At 73.9% G+C, this 20,792-nt stretch carries 12 protein-coding genes; 2 read left to right on the top strand and 10 right to left on the bottom strand.

Annotated elements, in window-relative coordinates; genetic code table 11:
- Positions 1-66 precede the first annotated feature (66 nt).
- Positions 67-1,560, top strand: a complete 1,494-nt coding sequence (locus tag AB0958_RS19825) for a glycosyltransferase family 39 protein (protein WP_366891759.1) — start codon at positions 67-69, stop codon at positions 1,558-1,560.
- 12 nt (positions 1,561-1,572) lie between these two features.
- Here AB0958_RS19825 and AB0958_RS19830 read toward each other — a convergent pair whose 3' ends face one another.
- Positions 1,573-2,085, bottom strand: a complete 513-nt coding sequence (locus AB0958_RS19830; RefSeq protein ID WP_366891761.1) for a MarR family transcriptional regulator — start codon at positions 2,083-2,085, stop codon at positions 1,573-1,575.
- A 133-nt stretch (positions 2,086-2,218) separates the two neighbouring features.
- Here AB0958_RS19830 and AB0958_RS19835 point away from each other — a divergent pair, with 133 nt between their 5' ends.
- Positions 2,219-2,635: an organic hydroperoxide resistance protein gene (locus AB0958_RS19835; protein ID WP_366891762.1), complete on the top strand. Its 417-nt coding sequence runs from the start codon at positions 2,219-2,221 to the stop codon at positions 2,633-2,635.
- On the opposite strand, the gene AB0958_RS19840 is transcribed toward AB0958_RS19835, so the two are convergent.
- From AB0958_RS19840 to AB0958_RS19880, 9 genes are all read right to left on the bottom strand, one after another.
- Positions 2,622-4,259 carry a hypothetical protein gene (locus AB0958_RS19840; RefSeq protein ID WP_366891763.1) on the bottom strand — a complete coding sequence of 546 codons (1,638 nt, stop codon included), beginning with the start codon at positions 4,257-4,259 and terminating at the stop codon, positions 2,622-2,624. The two genes, AB0958_RS19835 and AB0958_RS19840, sit on opposite strands and share 14 nt — an antisense overlap.
- A 150-nt stretch (positions 4,260-4,409) precedes the next feature.
- Entirely contained in the window at positions 4,410-5,687 is a 1,278-nt protein-coding gene (locus AB0958_RS19845; protein WP_366891764.1) for a hypothetical protein, read from the bottom strand.
- Complete coding sequence (locus AB0958_RS19850) at positions 5,684-7,909, bottom strand: CDP-glycerol glycerophosphotransferase family protein (protein WP_366891765.1); 2,226 nt, start codon at positions 7,907-7,909, stop codon at positions 5,684-5,686. The genes AB0958_RS19845 and AB0958_RS19850 overlap by 4 nt, the downstream gene beginning before the upstream one ends.
- Positions 7,910-7,911: 2 nt before the next feature.
- Positions 7,912-10,107, bottom strand: coding sequence for a bifunctional glycosyltransferase family 2 protein/CDP-glycerol:glycerophosphate glycerophosphotransferase (locus AB0958_RS19855; protein WP_366891766.1), 2,196 nt, complete (start codon positions 10,105-10,107; stop codon positions 7,912-7,914).
- A 124-nt stretch (positions 10,108-10,231) separates the two neighbouring features.
- The gene (locus AB0958_RS19860; RefSeq protein WP_366891767.1) at positions 10,232-12,493 is read right to left on the bottom strand and encodes a bifunctional glycosyltransferase family 2 protein/CDP-glycerol:glycerophosphate glycerophosphotransferase; all 2,262 of its coding nucleotides are present in this window, start codon (positions 12,491-12,493) and stop codon (positions 10,232-10,234) included.
- A gap of 168 nt (positions 12,494-12,661) precedes the next feature.
- On the bottom strand, positions 12,662-13,501 hold the full coding sequence (locus AB0958_RS19865; protein WP_366891768.1) for a carbohydrate ABC transporter permease: 840 nt from the start codon (positions 13,499-13,501) through the stop codon (positions 12,662-12,664).
- Between the two features lie 186 nt (positions 13,502-13,687).
- Positions 13,688-15,031 (bottom strand): sugar ABC transporter permease, encoded by a 1,344-nt coding sequence (locus AB0958_RS19870; protein WP_366891769.1) that lies wholly within the window; start codon positions 15,029-15,031, stop codon positions 13,688-13,690.
- A 7-nt stretch (positions 15,032-15,038) separates the two neighbouring features.
- Positions 15,039-16,415, bottom strand: a complete 1,377-nt coding sequence (locus AB0958_RS19875) for an ABC transporter substrate-binding protein (protein ID WP_366891770.1) — start codon at positions 16,413-16,415, stop codon at positions 15,039-15,041.
- A 178-nt stretch (positions 16,416-16,593) separates the two neighbouring features.
- On the bottom strand, positions 16,594-20,418 hold the full coding sequence (locus tag AB0958_RS19880) for an FHA domain-containing protein (protein ID WP_366891771.1): 3,825 nt from the start codon (positions 20,416-20,418) through the stop codon (positions 16,594-16,596).
- Positions 20,419-20,792 lie beyond the last annotated feature (374 nt).

Raw genomic sequence — 20,792 nt, forward strand, 5'->3', positions numbered from 1 at the left:
CCCGGGGCGTCGGCCGGATCCTCGTCCGGGCCTCGGTGGCGGCGCCGGGTGCGGTGTGCCGTCGCTGTGGGGGTTCCCGGTGCGGTGATGTTCGCGGTGGGGCTCTGGGGGCTGCACCGCGGCGGGATGTGGCGCGACGAGGCCGTCACCTACCAGGTCGCCGGGCGCACGGTGCCGCAGATCTGGCGGTTGCTGCACGGCGTCGACGCGGTGCACGGCCTGTACTACCTGCTGATGCACGTGGTCCTCGCCGCCGCCCCCGGCCGCCCCGGCGAGGTCGACCTCCGGCTGCCCTCGGTCTGCGCGGCCGCCGTCACCGCGAGCCTGGTGGCCGCCCTCGGCGCCCGCCTCGCCCGGCCCCGCGTCGGCCTGTGGGCCGGACTGCTGTTCGCGGTCACGCCGCTGGTCGGCCATTACGCCCAGGAGGGCCGCTCCTACGCCCTGGTCGCCGCCGGGGCGACCGGCGCGACCCTGCTGTTCGTCCGCGCGGCGGCGCAGGAGGGGCGGCGGGCCTGGGCGTGGTACGGCGGTGTCCTCGCGGTCACCTGCTGGCTGCACGAGTTCGCGGTCCTGCTGCTGCTCGCGCACGCGGGAACTCTGGCGCTGGCCCGTTCGTCGGGAAGGGCGTGGCGGGGGTGGTGCTGCGCGGCCGGGGGCGTGGCGCTGTCGCTGCTGCCGATGGTCGTCGTCTCGCACACGCAGTCGGCGCAGGTGGCGTGGCTGACGGAGCCGGACGTGGAGACCGCGCAGGAACTGCTGCGCCAGTACCTCGGCCCGACCGACGGGGTGTACTGGACGTGCCTGGCGCTGGGCCTGCTCGGGCTGACCCGGCTGGTGGGCAGGCGCGGCGAGGTGACGCTCGCGGCGGTCGCGCTGCCGCTCGCGGTGCTGCCACCGGTGGCGTTGATGCTCGCCTCGCAGTTCACCCCGCTGTACGTCGACCGGTACGTGCTGTACGCGCTGGCCGGGGGGCCCCTGCTGGTGGCGCTCGGCGCGGACCGGGTCGCCGGGCTGCTCGGCCGGCTCTGGTCCCGGGGCACGCCGACCGCGCCCAGGTCGCCGGTGTCCACCCTGGCGGGGGTGCTGGCGGTGGTCCTCGCCTTCACCCACCAGATTCCGCTGCTGCGCGCGGACCGGGTGCCGGGCACCCGGCCCGACGATCTCGGCGCCGTCGCGAGGGCGGTGGCCCGGACGCTGCGCCCTGGTGACCCGGTGCTGTTCCTGCCGGCCCACGCGCGCGGCACGCAGCTCGCCTATCCGGCCGACTTCACGGGCACGCGGGACGTGGCGCTGGCCGAGTCGGGGCCGCGGTCGGGGACCCTGTACGGGCGCGAGGTGACGGTGGGGACGCTGCGGCGGCGGCTGGCGGGGGCCGACGAGGTGTGGGCGGTGGTGGAGAAGTACGCGATGGTGCGCGGATACCGGCCGCGGTTGCCCACGGAGCGGGCCAAGTTCGCCGTGCTGAACCAGGAGTTCGTACTGCGGCAGGAGATGGTCGTCGACCGGATCGCGCTGCGGCTGTACGTGCGGCCGATCCGGGGCGCCGACGGTCAGCCGTGAGCCGCGGGGCGGTCAGCAGGAACCCTCCTCCAGGGCGGCCGCGTCCAGGGTGCCCGTCAACTGGTCCAGGCGGGCCTTCAGGTCGCGGATCTCGTCCACGTCGAAGCCGGTCGCCGAGACGATCCGGCGCGGCACCTCCAGCGCCCGCTCGCGCAGCGCCGACCCCGCCTCCGTCAGCCGTACGTCCACCGAGCGTTCGTCCCGTGTGCTGCGCTCGCGGTGCACCAGACCCGCCGTCTCCAGGCGCTTGAGGAGCGGGGAGAGGGTGCCGGAGTCCAGGCGGAGGTGCTCGCCGAGCTTCTTGACCGGCAGGTCGCCCTCTTCCCACAGCACCAGCATCACCAGGTACTGCGGGTAGGTGAGACCGAGGTCCTTGAGGATCACGCGGTAGACGCTGTTGAAGGCGCGGGATGCCGCGTGCAGGGAGAAGCAGATCTGGCGGTCCAGGCGGAGCCACTCCGCCTCGGGGACGTGGGCGGAGGACGGGGCGGGGGCCTGGGCGGGGGTCGGGGTCGTCGCGGTCATGGCTCCAGCGTAGCTCTTGCGAGCCATTTAGTTGTGCACAACTTAATTGTGTGCTCTACTTGTGGTCGTGAGGGCGGCCGGAACGGAGCCGCCGGAACACCGCAGCAGTGAATTTCGAGAGGGATGGTCTTCCATGGACGCGCTCTACACCGCAGCCGCCACCGCCACCGGCCGGGAAGGACGGGCGGTCAGCTCGGACGGGCAGCTGGACCTCACGCTGGCGTTCCCGGCCGTGCTCGGCGGCAACGGCCAGGGCACCAACCCCGAGCAGCTCTTCGCCGCCGGTTACGCCGCCTGTTTCGCCAGCGCCCTCGGTGCCATCGGCCGCCAGGCCAAGGTCGACACCGGTGAGATCTCCGTGACCGCCGAGGTCGGCATCGGCAAGGACGAGTCCGACGGCGGCTTCGCGCTCAAGGTCACCCTGCGCGTCGAGCTTCCCGAGGAGCTCGCCAACGAGACCGGCGAGAAGCTGGTCCACCAGGCCCACGAGTACTGCCCCTACTCCAAGGCGACCAAGGGCAACATCCCGGTCGAGCTCATCGTCGAGTAGTCGGCCGGGCGGCCACCGGAACGCCCCTCGTCCGGGTGAGCCGCGCGAGCACCTCACCGGTTCGCCGGCTCCAGTCCACGACCACCGCCTCCTCGGGCAGCCGCTCCCGCCGCGTCAGCAGCAGCCAGCGCACCCGGGGGCGGTGGTCGTGGCCGTCGGTCGGCTCGATGCCGTAGCCGGGCAGCAGCCGCACGGCGTAGTACGCGTCCGTGACCACCGGCTCGCCGCGGGCGATGTGCCGGGCCGCCCAGTCGTACGACGGCCAGCGCGGCGGCTGTACGAAGCCGACCGGGTCCACCGAGCGCGGTACGACCGCGCCGGCCTGCGCGGCCAGGAGACCCAGGCAGGCCCCGCCCGCGGTGGCCCAGCCGAGCGCCCGCCGCCACCCCGGCCAGGGTCGTGCCGCCGTCAGCTCCACGGCCAGGGCGCACTGGGGTGCCAGCAGCGCGAGCCCGAGCAGCTCCCCGAAGCCGTGCCGGCGCCCGCCGCCCGCCATCACCAGGCACTCCGCGGCGAACAGCAGAACCAGCGGATCACGCCAGGCCGCCTCCCGCGCCTCCCCGCCAGCCGGCCCTCGCCCCGGCCCGCGACCCGCGCCGCACCGCACCTGACCGAGCCCCTCCCCGCCACCCGGCCCAACCGCCTGCCCACGCCCCGCACCACGCACCTCCTGGCCGAGCCCCCCGTCACCAGCCGGCCCTCCCGCCGGCCACCGGCTCGCCCCGCACCGGCTCCGGTCGCCGCCTCGTCCCGGTCGTCGGGCGCGCAGCCACAGGGCCGGTACCCCCAGCAGCAGTGCCAGCCAGCACTGGGCGGTCAGGCCGTCGTACCGTTCGTACGGCTGGGGCAGCACGCGCGCGTGCGTACCCGACGCGACCACCGCGGCCGCCACCGCGCACAGCAGCCCCCACCGCACCCGCACCGGGCCCCGCCAGTCCCGCTGCCACCCCGCCGCGAACGCCGCCGCCCCGGCCGCCGCCCCCACCCCGAGCACCGGATCGACCAGCGCCACCGCCCCGTACAGGACGCCGAGAGCCGCGTAGCCGGTCGGGCTGCGCAGGCCGTCCGGGCCGACATAGCGCACCCGGCGCAGATCGCGGGCCCGGCCGCCGGTCAGGGCCCAGGCCCAGAACGTGAGGCCGAGGGCGAACGCGGACGGGTAACCGAGGCTGCCGGTCAGCGGCAGCAGCGCCAGGGTGCCGCCGCCCCGGGCCGGTTCCGTGCCCCACAGCACGGCCGTGAAGGCCAGGGCCAGCACCGGTGCGAAGGGGCGCGGGGTCAGGACCCGGACCAGTCGTCCGAGGCCGCTCAGCAGGACCAGCAGGTTCAGCGGGCCGCACAGCCGCAGCAGCTGCCACCCGGTCAGACCGGTCAGCCTGGCCACCGCGCCCTGCGCCAGCACGTACGGGGAGACGGCGGCGTCCGCCAGGCCCGAGTGCAGCCCCTCCACCGCCGCCGCGTGCTGACCCGCGTCGCAGCACGGCGGCACCCGCCAGGACGCCAGCGTCATCAGCAGCCAGAACAGCAGGCCGAAGACCTGGTACGGGGTGAGTCGGCGGACCCGGCCGCGGCGCAGGGCGGTGCAGCCGTGCGCGGCGCGCCGGACCAGCGCGCCGGTGCTCACCGGCGGGGACGGACAGGACGGACCATTTGCCGAGTGTTCCCGCTCGCCCCGCCCGCCGTGCCGCCCGTCACCTCATCGAGTGAGCCACCGACAGTGTTCGCGACGCTCACCTCATCGAGTGAGCCACCGACAGTGTTCGCGACGCTCACCTCACCGGGTGACGCCGAGCGTCCTCGGCACCCCCTGTGCGGGCACCGCCGTCATCCGGTGCGCCAGTGGCTCCAGCAGCAGCGGCACCCCCACCACCGGCAGCAGCCAGGCCAGCACGATCAGCCGGTCGCCCCAGACGTTGATGTCCGGATGCGCGGCCTGGGTGAGGATCCCGGTGCCCGCCGCCGCCAGCAGGAAGACTCCGAACGCGGGCCGCCGCCGCGCCCCCCACACCCCGGCCGCCAGCGCCGCCGCGAACAACGGCGCCATCGCCTGCCGGCGCAGCCACTCCACCCAGAAGTTCCCCTCCAGGTGCAGGAACTCCCCCCAGGGGTGGACCCGGTCCGGGTGGGCGTAGTGGTTGGTCAGCAGGTCCTGCATGCTCTCCGCCTCGGAGGGATAGTGCAGCAGCCGGGCGAGGAGCAGCGTGCCGGCGACCGCCAGGCACCCGGCGGCCGCGACCGCCACCACCCCGCGCCCCGGCGCCCGGCCGTGCCGTCGGCGCCGCAGCGCGACCGCGGCGCCCGCCCCGGCCAGGCACACCCCGAGGAACAGCGCCTGCGAGTGCTTCACGGCGAACAGCGCGAGCAGCGGGCCCGCCACCAGCGCCGTGCCGGCCCGTGCCCGCCCGGTCAGGGCCAGCGCACAGCCCCACACCGCCGTCAGGGTCAGCGCCAGCATCAGGCCCTCGGTCATCGGCCGCATCGCGGTCGTACCGACCGGCAGGACGTAGTACAGGGCCTGACCGGTCAGCGCGAGCGGCACCGGGACCGACAGCGTCCGCAGCACCAGGAAGACCAGCACCCCGCCCGCGACCGTGACCAGCACACTGGCCAGCCACACCCCCCAGGTCACCCCGAACACCGTGACGAACGGCAGCAGGAACACCGGATAGCCGGGCCGCACCTCGAAGATCGCCCGCAGCCGGGGGCCCACGAACGGCACGACGTGCCCGTCCGTCTGATCACCGCCCGCCCGCAACCTCCGCTCCACCCGCGTGAGTTCGTCGGACCGGCAGGCGGCGTACACCTTCCCCGCCGGACTCGGCGCATGGAAGCGCAGCACGTCCACGCGCCGTGCGCGCTCCGCCCCCGACGCACGTCCGGCGCACACCCAGTCGACCGTCTCCACCGCCGCCTGCCGCTGGTCCGCGCCGCCGAGGGTCAGCGCGTACGACACGTAGTTCTTGGAGTCGGGGGTGTCCCGGCCGGTGACGTCGGCGAGTTGCAGCACCGCGAACACGACCGCCAGCACCAGCACCCAGGTACGCGGTCTCATGTCGCCGCCAGCAGATCGTGGCCCGCCGCCGGCTCCGGCACCCGGGCACCGGCCGGTGGCATCGACTCACCCAGCAGCAGCGTTCGCACCACCCGTTCGGCGGCCCGTCCGTCGTCGAACTCGCAGAACCGCGACCGGAAGTCGGCCCGCAGCCGTGCCGACTCCTCGTCCCGCCAACCGCCCGAGGCGAACAGCCAGGCCAGCTCCCGGTAGGAGTGCGAGACGTGGCCGGGTGCCTCGGCGGTGATGTCGAGGTAGGCGCCCCGGCTCGCGGTGAACGTGGCCCAGTCGTCGGCGTGCACGACGATCGGCCGGTCCAGGTTGGCGTAGTCGAACATGAGGGAGGAGTAGTCGGTGACGAGCACGTCCGAGGCGAGCATGACCTCCTCGGCGTGCGGTTCGCAGGTCGCGTCGACCACGATCCCGCGCCGGTGCAACTCGGCCAGGCCGAGACCGCGGGCCGGGCCGGTGGCCAGGGCCGGATGCAGCCGGACCACCAGGGTGTGACCGGGACCGAGGTCCGCCGCGAACCCGGTCAGGTCGATCCGGTCGACGTGACCGCCCCTGACGTAGTCGCGGCGGGTCGGGGCGTAGAGCACCACGGTGTGGTCGGCCGGGATGCCGTACCGCTCCCGGAAGCCGCCACCCGCCACGCCCCCACCCCCGCCCCCGGCTTCCCGGCGGCCGGCGTTCACCAGTACGTCGTTGCGCGGGCTGCCGGTGCGGGCCGAGGCGAAGTGGCAGGGGTAGGCCCGCTCCCAGACCAGCTCCGAGTGGCGGTTGGCGACCAGGCTGTGGTCCCAGCGGTCGGCCCGGCGCAGCATCTGCGGCACGTCGAAACCGAGCCGGGCGCCGGGCTTGCCCAGCAGGTCGGCGCCCAGGTACTTGAGCGGGGTGCCCCGATGGGTGTGGACGTGCACACTGCCGGGCCGTTTCACCAGCGTGCCGGGCCAGTTGACGTCGTTGACGAAGAACTTCGCGCGGGCGGTCAGCCGCAGGTACTCCGGGGAGTCGAGCAGCACGTGCTCCACTCCTGCGGGCAGCCCGGCCGCCACCTCCTCGTCCTTCACCACCCACACCCCACGCAGTCCCGGCGCGATCTCCCGGGCCGCGCGGTACACGGCCGCCGGGTCGCCCAGCATGCCCCGGTGCGAGAAGGCCGAGTACAGGACCAGGTTCTCGTCCAGCGGCCGCAGGGCGCGCAGCCCGGTGAGCGCGCGCCGCACCCGGACGCCCGCCGCCCGCCGGACCCGCAGCGCCTGCCGTCCGCCCTCCCGGCCGGCCCGCTCCGCCTGCTGTCGCAGCCGGTACGCGGGGTACGAGCCGCCCAGGACACCCAGGTCGGCCCCCTCTGGCCGGAACGCCCGGTACAACTCCGCCGTGCGGCGGAAGAACTCGCCCCGGGCGGCGGGCGGCAGCCGGTCCGGCTTGGCCAGGATGTCCAGGCAGTGCTCGCCCATCTTCCGGTGCAGCAAGGGCCGCCAGCCGGCCAGTTCGGGACGGGAGTCGAGGAAGGCGAAGACCCGTCTGTACTGGTCGTGGACGTCGAAGTGCTTGCGGCTCGTGGTGGAGAGGATGTTCCCCTGGCGGCGCTGGCGGTAGTTCAGGCAGATCCGGTCGAGGGTGGCGATCCGGTCCGCGCTGAGCATGACCGGGAAGGTCCACGGGGTGTCCTCGTAGTAGCCCGGCGGGAACTGGAAGCCGTTCTCCTCGACGAAGTCCCGCCGGTAGACCTTGTTCCAGACGACCATCAACAGGTCGAGGATCGCCGGGTGTTCGGCGGCCGTGAAGGTGTCCGACCGGGCGCCGAGGAGCTCGGCGAGGGCGTTGCGCCGGGTGCCGCCCCACCAGTACGTGCGGGCGTAGTCGAAGACCAGCACGTCCGGGTCGCCGGTCTCCGCGAGCCGGTCGGCGATCGCCCGCAGCGCGCCCGGGGTGAGGGTGTCGTCGCTGTCCAGGAAGAAGAGGAAGTCACCGGTGGCGTAGGGCAGTCCGGCGTTGCGGGCCCGCCCCAGGCCGACGTTCTCCGGCAGGTGCAGCACCCGCACGCGCGGATCGCGGGCCGCGTACTCGTCGAGGATGGCGCCGCAGCCGTCCGGGGAGCGGTCGTCCACGGCGATCACCTCGATGTCGTGGAAGGACTGTTCCAGGACCGAGTCCAGGCACTCGCGGAGGAAGCCCTGCACCTGGTAACAGGGGACGATCAGACTGAATCGGGGCACGGTCAGCTCCTGACGAGGTTCGCGGACGGTGCGGGCAGCCGTTCCGCCAGCGGGATCACCGCCGGGATCGACTCCGGCGGCTGGCCGAGCAGCACCCGCCGTACCACCCGTTCGGCGGCCAGGCCGTCGTCGAACTGGCAGAACCGCTCCCGGAACGCGGAGCGCAGTTCCTTGGACTCCGGGCCCCGCCAGGAGCCGTCGCGGAAGATCCGGGCCAGTTCCTCCGGGGTCCGGGCGACCGGCCCGGGCGGCTCCGCCATCAGGTCGAAGTAGACGCCCCGGGTCCCCCGGTAGACCTCCCAGTCGTCGGCGTAGACCACGATCGGCCGGTCCAGGTTGGCGTAGTCGAACATGATGGACGAGTAGTCGGTGACCAGCGCGTCCGCGGCCAGGCACACGTCCTCGGCGGAGCGGTGCCCGGTGACGTCGATGACCCGGCCGGTGCCCCCGCGCAGGCGTCCCCGGTCGTAGAAGTAGTGGGCGCGCAGCAGGACCACCACGTCCTCGCCGGCCGCGTCGCAGAACGCCTCCAGGTCGAGGCCGGGCTCGAACCCGGTGTGGTGGTCGCGGTGGGTCGGCGCGTACAGCACGGCCGTGCTGCCGTCCGGGACGCCGAGCCGGCGCCGGATCCGGATCACGTCGTGGGCGGACGCCGTGTAGTAGACGTCGTTGCGCGGGTAGCCGTACTCCAGCGCCTGGTACGAGCCCGGGAAGGCACGCTCCCACGTCTGCGTGGAGTGCCGGTTGGCGGAGAGGTTGAAGTCCCAGCGGTCGACGCGGCCGAGCAGTCTGGTGAAGCTGCCGCTGCGTGCGGCGACCACCGGGTACGTCGACTGGTCGACGCCCATCGTCTTCAGCGGGGTGCCGTGCTGCGTCTGGAGGTGGACGCTGCCGGGCCGTTTGACGACCCCCTCGGCGAAGTTGGCGTTGTTGACGAGGTACTTGGCGCGGGCCAGCACCTGCCAGTAGCGGCGGCTGCCGATCACCGCGTGGTCGACGTCCTTCGGCAGGGTGTGCTCCTGGCCGGCCTCCACCAGGAACACCGAGTGGATCCGCGGGGCGAGCGCGCGGGCCACGGCGTGGATCGCGGCCGGGTTGCAGACGTAACCGCGCCCCCAGTACGCGCAGTACACGGCGAGGTTCGGATCCAGCGGCCGGCGCAGTTCGAGGGCGTAGCGCAGCCGGGTGAGCGGCATGCGCGGCCGGGGCAGCCGCCCGGCGGCCCGGACCGCCACCCGGTTGACCCCGCGCAGCGCCCGGAACGCCGTGTAGGCCCCCGCCGCGAGCAGCCGGTGCTGCACCCCCACGCTGCCGCCCGGCATCCGGAACCCGGCGGGCCGGTGGGCGCGGTGCAGCCGCCCGGCCCGGCGGAAGAAGGCCCGGTGCCCGGACGGCATCCGCTCCGGCCGCGCGGCCGTCCTCAGCACCAGCCCGAAGACCTGCTCGAACAGCACCCGCGCCCGGTCGTCCGGCAGCCCCGCGGCCTGCTGGAGGACCAGTTCCACCTGGTCCAGGAGGTCCCGCTGGTGCGGTCCCGGCAGATTCAGCCGACTGCCCTGACGGCGCAGCCGGTGCCGTACGATCACCGCCCGCAGCGCCGCGACCCGGCCGGCGGCGACGGTGGTCAGGCCGCCCCAGCCGACGTCCGTGAAGTGACCGGCGGGGAACGCCAGTCGCCGGTCCGCGACGAACGCACGGCGGTAGGCCGCGCTCCAGGCCGGCAGCGCCACCCCGGTCAGCCCCGGCGCCTGCTCCGGCGTGCACGGGCCCGGCGGGGCGGACGCCAGCAGCGGTGCCGCCGGGTTGGTCGGCTCACCCTCCCACCACGGCGTCCGCTCGTGCTCGAAGTACAGGACGTCGACGTCGCCGGTGGCGTTGAGCCGTGCGTCGAGCAGCGCCAGCGCACCCGGCACCAGCACGTCGTCGCCGTCCAGGAACAGCAGGTAGGTGCCGCTCGCCGCCCGCACGCCCGTGTTGCGGGCCCCGCTCAGCCCGGCGGACGGTGGGGAGTGCACCGGGACCACCCGGGAGTCCCGCTCGGCGTAACCGGCGGTGACCGAGGCGGCCGGGGCGTCGGGACCGTCGCAGACCGGGATCAGCTCCAGGTCACCGAAGGACTGGGCGAGGACCGAGTCCAGCGCCTGGGACAGCCGGCCGGCGACCCCGTGGGACGGGACGATGATGCTGAAGCGGGGCATGCTGCTCTTTCTCAGGTGTGCAGACGACCCGGTCGCCCCGCCGGCCGCCAGGTGGACGGCCGGGACGGAGTGGGCCGCGAGGTGTTCGGGGGCATGAGAGAACTCCCTGCGAGGCAAACGGCGTTCAGCGGCTCTCGGTGACGGGCAGATGGCCGGAAGGTTGCGGAACGGTGGCCAGCGGGGACTGGACGAACCCCGCGGCGGCCGACGGCACCGGGTGCCGCTCGCCCGGCGGGACGACCTCCGGCAGCCCCGCCGGCTCGCCGAGCACCACGTGCCGTACCACCCGTTCGGCGGCGCGTCCGTCGTCGTACCGGCAGAACCGCTCCCTGAAGGCGGCGCGCAGCTGGGCGGAGCGGGAGCCGCACCAGTGCCCGGTGGCGAAGATGTCGATCAGCTCGTCCTCGGTGCGGGCGACCGCGCCGGGCGGGCTGGCGCGCAGGTCGAAGTAGGTGCCGCGGGCCGCGTGGTAGGCGTCCCAGTCGGCGGTGTGCACGACGATCGGGCGGTCCAGGTTGGCGTAGTCGAACATGATCGAGGAGTAGTCCGTGATCAGCGCGTCCGAGGCCAGGCAGAGGGACTCCACGCTCGGGTGGTCGCTGACGTCGATCACCCGGGAACCCGTCGCCAGGGGGCCGCCGTGCCAGTAGTGGGCGCGGGCCAGGACCACGAACCGCGGGCCGAGGCGGCGCACGATCCGGTCCAGGTCCAGGACGGGGCGCTGGGTGCGCCGGTAGTCGCGGTGGGTGGGCGCGTACAGGAGGGCGACCGTGCCCTCGGGGACGCCGAGGGACTCGCGGATGCGGGTGACGTCGGCCGAGGTGGCCTGCTGGAAGACGTCGTTGCGCGGATAGCCGTACTCGAGGGTGGTGTAGCCGCCCGGGTAGACGCGTTCCCAGGTCAGGGTGGTGTGGCGGTTCGCGGACAGCACGTAGTCCCACTTGTCGACGCCGCGCAGGAGTTCCTCGAAGTCCATGCCGGCGCCGGCCGCCGGGTGTTCCTGGAGATCCAGGCCCATGTGCTTGAGCGGGGTGCCGTGCTGGGTCTGGACGAACACCTGGCCGGGGCGCTTGCGCAGCCGCCGGTCGAAGTTGACGTTGTTGACCAGGTACTTGGAGCGGGCCAGCGCCGTCCAGTAGCCGAGGCTGCCCGGGCGCAGCCGGCGCGGGCCCGGCGGGATCGTGTGCTGGTGCTCGGGGCGGGCGATCCAGGCGGTCCGGATGTGCGGGGCGTGGGTGCGGAACGCCTTCTCCAGCGCGCCCGGGTTGCAGCCGTGGCCGCGGTTCCAGTAGGCGGCGAACACGGCCCGGTCGGCGCGCAGCGGAAGCCGCAGCTGGACGCGGTAGTGCAGCTGGAGCAGGGCCGAGCGCACCCCGCGGGCGGACTTGACGCCTGCTTTCAGTGCCCGGCGGCGGGCCCACAGCGCCAGCTGGAAGGCGCGGTAGGTGCGGTGCATGCCGTGGTGGACGAGGGCGTGCCGGAGCCGGGTGCGCCAGGGGACCGGGCCGCCCCTGGTCCGGTAACGGCGGCAGTGGGCGCGGGCCTTGCGCAGGAACTCGGCGCGGGTGCCGCGGGGCAGCCGCTCCTTCTTGGTGAACACCGTCGAGAAGTGGTCGATCATCCGGCGGAACAGCACCGGCCGCCAGTGCGCCAGTTCGGGCCGCTCGCCGAGGAACGCGAAGACCCGGTCGTACTGGTCGAAGATGTCGAAGTGCCTGCGGCTGGTGGTGCCGAGGATGCTGCCCTGCCGTCGCTGCCGGTAGTGCACGCACACCCGGTCCAGGGTCGCCAGCGACCCGGCGGCCATCAGGACCGGGTAGGTCCAGGGGGTGTCCTCGTAGTACCCCGGCGGGAAGGCGAAGCCGTGCTCCTCGACGAACTCCCGCCGGTACGCCTTGTTCCAGGCCACCATCAGCACCCGGAGCAGCCCCGGCCGGTCTTCGAGCCGGAAGGGCGCCGGGCCCTCTTCGGCCAGCTGCGCGGCGAGCTTGTTGCGCTCCGCCCGGCCCGTCCAGAAGGTCCGCGCGTAGTCGTACACCAGGACGTCCGGCTCGCCCGTCTCCTTGACCCGGTCGGCGACCGCCCGCAGCGCGTCCGGGGTGAGGGTGTCGTCGCCGTCCAGGAAGACCAGGTAGTCGCCGCGCGCCTGCGCCATCCCCGCGTTGCGGGCGCCGCCCAGACCCTGGTTCTCCGCCAGGTGCACCGCCCGCACCCGCGCGTCCCGGGCCGCGTACTCGTCGATGATCGTGCCGCAGGCGTCCGGGGAGCGGTCGTCGACGGCGATCAGTTCCAGATCGGGGTACGACTGCGAGAGCACCGAGTCCAGACACTCGGGCAGATACGCCTGGACCTTGTACGCGGGGACAATGACACTGAACCTGGGCAAGGGGCATCCATGGGTCGGTCGGCGCGGGCGTTCTGCCCGGGAACGGCCGATGGAGTGATGTGGTTACGGTTCCCTACGTCATGTGGGTGACGTACGGCGAGCGGAAGGGAGGGCGGGCCGGTCACCGGCCCGCCCTCCCTTCCGTCGGCACGGATGCCTCCGGCGCGGCTATTTGACCGCGCCCGCCATCACCCCGGTCACGAACTGCCGCTGGAACGCGAAGAAGACGGCCAGCGGGATGACCATCGAGATGAACGCGCCGGGTGCCAGCACGTCGACGTTGTTGCCGAACTGGCGTACCTGGGTCTGGAGCGCGACCGTGATCGGCTGGGTGCCCGACTTGGTGAACACCAGCGCGACCAGCATGTCGTTCCACACCCACAGGAACTGGAAGATGCCGAGGCTGGCGATGGCCGGCCCGCCGAGCGGCATCACCACCCGGGTGAACAGGCGCAGTTCACCGGCGCCGTCCAGGCGGGCCGCCTCCAGCAGTTCGCGCGGGATCTCCGCGAAGAAGTTGCGCAGCAGGAACACCGCGAACGGCAGACCGAAGCCGACGTGGAACAGGATCACGCCGAAGATCGTGCCGAACAGCCCGATCTTGCCGAAGAGTTCGGCGATCGGGATGAGCGCCACCTGGACCGGCACCACCAGCAGGCTGACCACGATCAGGAACCACCAGTCCCGGCCCGGGAACTCCATCCACGCGAACGCGTATCCGGCCAGCGCCCCGATGACCACGACCAGGATCGTCGCCGGGACGGTGATCAGGACCGTGTTCCAGAGGGAGTGGGTGATGTCGCCGTTCTCCAGGAGCTTTCGGTAGCTGTCGAACGTCAGCTGGGACGGCTTGCCGAACACGTGCCACCAGCCGTTCGCGCTCATGTCCTCCGGCGAGCGCAGCGACGACGCCAGCAGCCCGATCGTCGGCACCAGCCAGAACAGCGCGACGACGATCAGGAAGGCGCGCACCAGACCGCCGTTGATCTTCTCCAACAGCCAGCTCATCGCCGCTCCTCCCGCCTAAGCCGACGCACGTTACTGCGCCGTCCCGGGGGGCGACCCCCGGACCCCCAGCCGAAAAACAGGCGGTGCCAGCTCATCGCCGCTCCTCCCGCCTAAGCCGACGCACGTTACTGCGCCGTCCCGGGGGGCGACCCCCGGACCCCCAGCCGAAAAACAGGCGGTGCCAGCTCATCGCCGCTCCTCCCGCCTAAGCCGACGCACGTTGAACCACATCACCGGGATCACCAGGAGGAGCAGGAAGACCGCGATCGCGCTCGCGATGCCCGGCTGGCCCTCCGAGAAGCCCTTGCGGTACAGCTCCAGGGCGAGCACGTTCGCGTCGTCCTGCGAGGAGCCCGGCGCGATGATGTACACGAGGTCGAAGACCTTCAGCACGTTGATCATCAGGGTGACGGTGACGACCGCGAGGACCGGGGCCAGCAGCGGCACGGTGACCTTGCGGAACACCTGCCACTCGGTCGCCCCGTCCACCCGCGCCGCCTCCAGGAGCTCCCGGGGCACGCCCGCCAGCCCGGCGGCGATCAGCACCATCGCGAACCCCGCCCACATCCAGACGTACGACCCGATGATGGCCGGTGTCACCAGGGACGGGCCGAGCCAGTCGACGCCGTTGTAGGGCTGCTTGAAGTTGCTCGCGGGCAGCCGCAGTCGGGCCCCGTCGGCGCTGGCGGGCAGGGTGAAGGTGCCGTCGGCGGCGGCCTTCGTGGACGCCACCACCGTGCCGTTCTTCACCGCCTCGATCCGCATCCCGTCGTAGCCCAGCTCGGACGGGTCGGGAGCACCCAGCCTGCCGACGCCCTTGCCGCGGGTGAAGTCCTGCCAGGTGGTGCCGGTGATCTTCCCGGGGTCCGGCTTCGCCGCCACGGCGCTCTTCGCACCGCCCGGCATCTGGTCGGGCGCGACGCCGACCAGGGGAAGGGCGACGGTCTGGCCGGTGTGCACGGTGGCCGTGGTGAGGAAGCCACCCTGGTCCGGTTCCAGGGGCGACTCCCGGCCCAGGTGGGCGTTCGGGAACGCCGAGGACTGGGCGAAGGTGTCATGGATGCCGACCCAGACCGCGTTCGCCACGCCCTTGTCCGGGTCCTGGTCGTAGACCAGCCGGAAGATGATGCCGGCGGCCAGCATCGAGATCGCCATCGGCATGAAGACGACCAGCTTGAACGCCGTCCCCCAGCGCACCCGCTCGGTCAGCACCGCGAAGACGAGACCGAGGGCGGTGGAGACGGCCGGCGCGAACACCACCCAGATGATGTTGTTCTTCAGGGCGGTGCGGATGCCGTCGTCCGTGAAGATCGCCTTGTAGTTGTCGAAGCCGGCGAAACCGCTCCCGTCGGCGTTGTAGAAGCTGCGGATCAGCGAGTACCCGATCGGGTAGACCACGAGCGCGCCGAGCAGCACCAGGGCGGGGAGCAGGAAGAGAGCCGCCACGGTCCTGCGGGTGCCGGTCACGCTCTTGCGACGGCCGGGAGCGGCGGGGGTCCTCCCGACCCCCGCCGCGGCGGGCGATGCCATCCCCGGGTCAGCTTCCGCTGCCGTAGGCGGCCGCCGCGTCCTTCTCCAGCTTCGCCTGGGTGCCCGCGACGTCCTTCGGGTTCTGCAGGAAGTCCTGGAGGTCCTTCCACTCGCCCTTGCCCGGGGTGCCGCCGAACGCCTGCGGAGCCTGGTCGGACATGTCGAAGCGGAAGTCGTCACCGGAGGCGATCAGCGCCTGGGCGATCTTGCGCTGCACCTCGTTCGGGTACGACGAGTTCGCCACGCTCTTGTTCGGCGAGAGGTAGCCGCCGAGCTTCGCCTGGATCGTCGCCGCGTCCGGGGAGGCCAGGAACTTCGCCAGCGCCTGGGCGCCCTTGGAGTCCTTGAAGACGACGGCCGCGTCACCACCGGAGACCACCGGCGCGGTCGAGCCGACCGCCGGGAACGGGAACACCTTCGCGTCCGCGCCCACCTTCGCCTTGGTCTCACCGATGTTGACCTGCACGAAGTCGCCCTCGTAGACCATGCCCGCCTTCGGCTGGTCGCCGCCGGTGAAGGTCTGGGTGACCGACGCCGGGAACTCCGTCTGGAGCGCACCGGCCGCGCCGCCCGCCACGTACCCCTTCTTGCCCCAGATCTGGGCCAGCGTGGTCAGCGCCTGTTTCACGGACGGATCCGTCCACTTGATCTTGTGCTGGGCGAGCTGGTCGTACTTGTCCGGACCGGCCTGCGAGAGGTACACGTTCTCGAACCAGTCGGTCAGCGTCCAGCCGTCCGCGCCGCCCACCGAGAACGGGGTGACGCCCGAGTCGTAGACCGACTGAGCCGTCGTCAGCAGGTCCTGCCAGGTCTTCGGCTCCTTGGCGCCCGCGTTCTCGAAGACCTTGGTGTTGTACCAGATCAGCGACTTGTTGGCGGCCTTGTAGTAGACGCCGTACTGCTTGCCGCCGACCTTGCCGATGTCCTGCCAGCCCTGCGAGTAGTTCTTCTGCACCTCCGTGACCGTGTCGGCGCTCAGCGGCTTCGCCCAGCCCTTCTGCACGGCCTGCTTGATCGCGCCCGGCTGCGGCAGCAGCGCGATGTCCGGCGGCTGACCACCCGCGATCTTCGACCCGAGGAAGTTGATGATCGGGTCCTGGGCGGGCACGAAGGTCACCTTCGCGCCGGTGCGCTTCTCGAACTCGGCGAGCACCTGCTTGAAGTTCTTCTGCTCCTGCCCGGTCCACACGGCGGCGACCTCCAGGGTCGTGCCGTTGAGCTTCGGGAGGCTGAGGGTGCTCGTCGGAGTGGCGGAGGCGCTGTTGTCGTCGGAGGACTTCTTGTCGCTGCCGCCGCAGGCGGTGAGCGCGAGGGCCCCCGTCATCAGCGCGGCGAGTGTGGTGACGGCCCTGCCGGTCCGGATGGTGCTGCTGTTACTGCGCATCACTTCCCCGTTCGTCGTTCTTCATTGAACGTCAGAACTCTGTCCCGTGCGCTCCGGTGTACGCGGGGGCCGCGTGCCCGGCAAGGGTGCCTACAGGTCAGCGCGGGGGATCGTGATCACGTTGTGATCGGCGGCGCCGGAGAACCACCCCTGGAGAACCGCCCCTGGAGAACCGCCCCTAGAGAAGCGACGGCACCTGCGCCGCCGACACTTCCTTCGCCGCCCGCTCCACGGCGCTCGCCAGCAGCGCCAGGTCCGTCGGGCCGTTGCCCAGTTCCCGGACCGGGCGGCGGGCGGGCGGATCACCCATCCGGTGCCATTCCAGGGCGACCACCGTGGGGCGCTGGGTGGCCGTGCGAGGGATCCGGCCGGTGACCCGGCCCGCCTGGAACGCCGTGCTGCGGCCGTCCGGGGTGGTCAGGCGGCCGCGGCCCGGCGCCGGTTCGTCCGGGCCGGACGCGGGCGCGTCCAGGGCGACGCGCAAGGTGGCCTGCCGGGCGGGTTCCGTCTCCGCCGTACGACCTCCCGTGCCGGCCGCCGCGACCAGGTGGACGCCGAGCCGGTCGCCCTCCTTCGCCACCGCCTCCAGCGCCCGCATCACGGAACCCGCGGCCGGGCGGCCCGGCGAACCGAGCGCGGGGGAGACCAGGGCGTCCAGGTCGTCGACCACGACCACCAAGCGGGGCAGCGGGGGCGGTGCCTCGGCCTGCCTGCGGGCCGCCGCACCGGCCGACGGACGCAGCCGGAGCGTGGAGCTGGGCGGCGCTTCTATGTCGGCGGCTCCCGCGGCGGCGGGGCGGCCGCGCTGGGGGACGATCCGGCCCGAGATCTCCCGCTGCGCGTGCCAGTCCGCGAAGTCGGAGCGGCCCAGCAACTCGGCCCGCCGCTTCAGTTCGGCGCTCAGCGACTGCGCCAACTCCCGCATCCGCACCGGGTCGTTGGCGGTGAGGTGGGTGGTGACATGCGGTATGTCCGTGCACACCCGCAGGCCCTCGCCCTGCCCGGCACCCGTGCCGACGCCGTCCCGGCCGTCGATCAGCACGATCCCGAGCCGGTCGGGGCGCTCGGCCGCCGCCAGCGACGCGACCAGCGCCCGCAGCAGTTCCGTACGGCCGCTGCCGGGTGGGCCCTCGACCAGCAGATGCGGTCCCTCGGCGACCAGGTCGGCGACGAGCGGACCGCGCGGCCCCGCGCCGAGCACCGCCCGGGCCCGGCCGCCCAGCGCCTCGGTGTCGTCGGCCGCGTCCGCCCACCGGGCCATCAACGACGCCGGGGTGGCCCGCGCCAGCCCCAACTCGTCCAGGAGCCGCGCGGACTGGGGCAACGGGGCTGCCACGCGCGCGTGCCGGTCGGGGACGGGCCCGTCGGCGCGGAGCGGGGCCAGTGCCCGCGCGAACCGCTCCGCCCAGGCGGGCGAGACCGCGTCCACCGCGGCCAGGGTGCCGGGACCGACGGGGCCGGCGGAGACCCGCACCAGATGCAGCGCCGTGGCCACGTCCCCGCTGAGCAGGGCCACCGCCCCGCACTCGCGGAACGTCGGTGCCACCGCGCACGCCTGCTCGTAGGTCTCGGCGACCGGTGAGGCGGGGGAGGTGGGCGCCGTCTCCGCCAGACAGATCACGTGCACCCCGGCCCGCGGTCCGGCCACGGCCAGCCGGGCCACCGCGTCCCGCAGCGCCGTACCCCCCGGATCGCCGTCCACGACGACGACCGTGTACGGCCCCGGGAAGCCGCCGCTGCCGTCGTCGGGGTCACCGCCGTCGCGGGCCCAGGAAGGACGGTGGACGTCATCGGCGGGCGGCGCGTCCGCCGTGGGGGCCAGGGCCGGGCGGTCGGACGGGGTGGCCGGGCGCCGGGGGGCGGCGAGGTCCTCCACCCTGCGCAGCAGCTCCTCCACCCGGGCCGCCGCCTGCTCGCGGTCGTACGCCAGCAGCAGCCGGCAGTCCTGCCCGTGCCCGGGGCGGACGTGCGGGAGCCAGCCGAGCCAGGACCACTCGGCCGTCCGCTCCTCCAGGGGGCGGGCCCGGTCCGCGCTCACCAGCACGATCTCCAGCAGGTCGGGCGAGTGCAGGGCGGCGAGCTGGGCCAGCACCGAACGGGCGAGCCCGGCGAGACGGCCGCGCGGGCCCGCGAGGCCGAGGGCGCCTGACTCGCGCAGACCGGCGGTGACGGGTACGGCGGGCAGCAGTCCGGAGCCGTCGGGTGCCGGGCGGTCCGCCGTGCCGAGCCGGACGGTGAGCGCCTCCGGGTGACCGGGGCCGCGCTCCCAGAGGCGGGGGCCGGGGCCGAGCGCGGTCAGCAGCAGGGCGGCAGGGTCGGGCCAGGTCTCGGGCTGGGCGGCGACACCGGCCGACGGGGCGACGCCGTCCTCGGCCGCGGTCTCGCCGACGGCGGCGGACGGGGGCTCACCGCGCCCGCCGGCCAGCCGCCGCGCCCAGGCCCCGAGACCGCCGCGCCTGCGGGCACCGCCGGGCAGGGCCGGGGCGTCGGTACCGCGGAGGGGAGTGCCTTTGCGTCTCCCGGAGGGGGCGGCGGGGTCACCGGCTTCGCCGGTCGGGGGCGCCGGGTGCGGGAAGGGTCGGTGCGGCGTGGCCGGACCGGGGGGCGCCGGGTCGGATGCGGAGGAGGCGCGGCCGGGGCCGGTGGTCCGGCCGCCGGGGGTGGTGCGTGCGCCTCGGGTGTCGGGGTGCGTGTCGGTGGTCCGGCCGCCGGGGCCGGGGCTGGTGCGTGCGCTTCGGGCGTCGCGGCCGGGGGGCGTGCCGGTGCTCAGGGGGTCGGGACGCGTGCCGTAGTCCCGGCCGCCGGGGCCGAGGATTCCGGCGCGACCGGCGTGCGTGTCGCCGGAGCCGTACGGTCCCTCGGCTCCGTCGCACGGTCCCTCGGCTCCGGAGCCGGAGCCGGAGCCGTGCGTCCCGTCGCCGGACGAGCCGTCGAAGCCGTGGGCCCCCGTGGCACCACCGCGCGGACCGGGCAGCCCCCCGCGCCCGCCCCCCGGCGTCGAGGGCGGCTCGTGATGTCCGCGTCCGGTCCGGGCCGCGCCACCTCCCCGCTCGCCCTGGGGCACACCGCGTCCCCACTCGTCCTGCGGCGCGCCCCCTCGCCGGCCGGCCCCCGGGAGTCCCTCCCGGCTCTCTATCCGCGGCGCGTCCCCCTGCGCCGGGACGACCGGTGCGTCCGCCGGGCCGTACTCGTGGCCCCCCGGCGGCCCGCCCGGGGCTCCCCAGCCCGCCGGGCCGTACGCGTGCTGGGTGCGGCCCGCCGGACCCGACATGGTCTCGACGGCGGGGGCGTCCACGGGGTCCCCGCCGGCCTCCCCGCCCTCCCCGTCGAGCAGCACCCGTACGCAGCCCTCGCCGTCCGGGGCCGTACCCACTCGGGCCCCCGGCCCCCCGGACGGCGTAAGCCGCAGGGCGGATTCCCCGATGCGCAGGAGCGCTCCCGGGGTGAGGCGGACCGGGCGGTCGGTGACGCGGCTGCCGTCCAGGGCCGTGCCGTTGGTGGAGTGCAGGTCGGCGACCGAGACCCGGCCGTCGGCGCCGACCGTCACCGCGCAGTGCAGCCGGGAGACGTCCGGGTCGTCGAGCGGGACGTCGGCGTCGGCGGAGCGGCCGATGGTGATCTGGCCGCCGTGCAGCAGATGGACCCCACCCGCGTCGGGGCCGGCGATCACATGCAGCTGGGTGGGGGCGTCGTCCAGTTCGGGGTGCGGCTCGGGAGCGGCGGGGGCGCCCAGGGACAGCACCGCGCCGTCGACCAGCGGGGGCTCGCCCAGGATGCGGCGGCGGGCGTCCAGCCGCTCCACCCCCGCGTACAGCACGACCGGGGCACCGCTCGCCTCACGGCCGCCCAGACTGCCGTCGCCGGTGACCGCCGAGGCCAGCGCGGACGCCACCGCGGCCAGATCCGTGCCCGTCGGCGCCGTCACCAGCACGTCGCGGCTCACGGCCCGGCCCCGCTGCGCGGCAGGGCCCAGCGGGTCTACGACGGTCAGCCGGATCTGCATCGCCGTCAGCGGTCCCTTCTGCGCGGGCGCGGAATTCCCCCCACCGCCACGAGCACGTCGGCCAGTTCTGCTGTCGCACGCATCCTCGCACCTGCCACTGACAACGCGCCCACGCCCCGATGGTAAGTGATCTTGATTGGTCGGCTCTGCCCCCAAAAGTGCCTGACCAGTACCGCGTGCGCGATCACTTGAGATCGGTCACGTCCGGGCCCGGCAACCGACGGACCGAAGCACGCGTCTTTCCATCGAACGCGCGCGGGAACGCCTACGTATGGGGATACGTCCGGAACGCATGTCGGCTGCCGACCGGACAGGCGCAGGCACAGCCGGACGACAGCCCGGCCCCGGGCACCACAGCACTACAGTGGGTCGGA

The sequence above is a fragment of the Streptomyces sp. NPDC006655 genome, assembly GCF_040703965.1.
GTDB lineage: Bacteria > Actinomycetota > Actinomycetes > Streptomycetales > Streptomycetaceae > Streptomyces.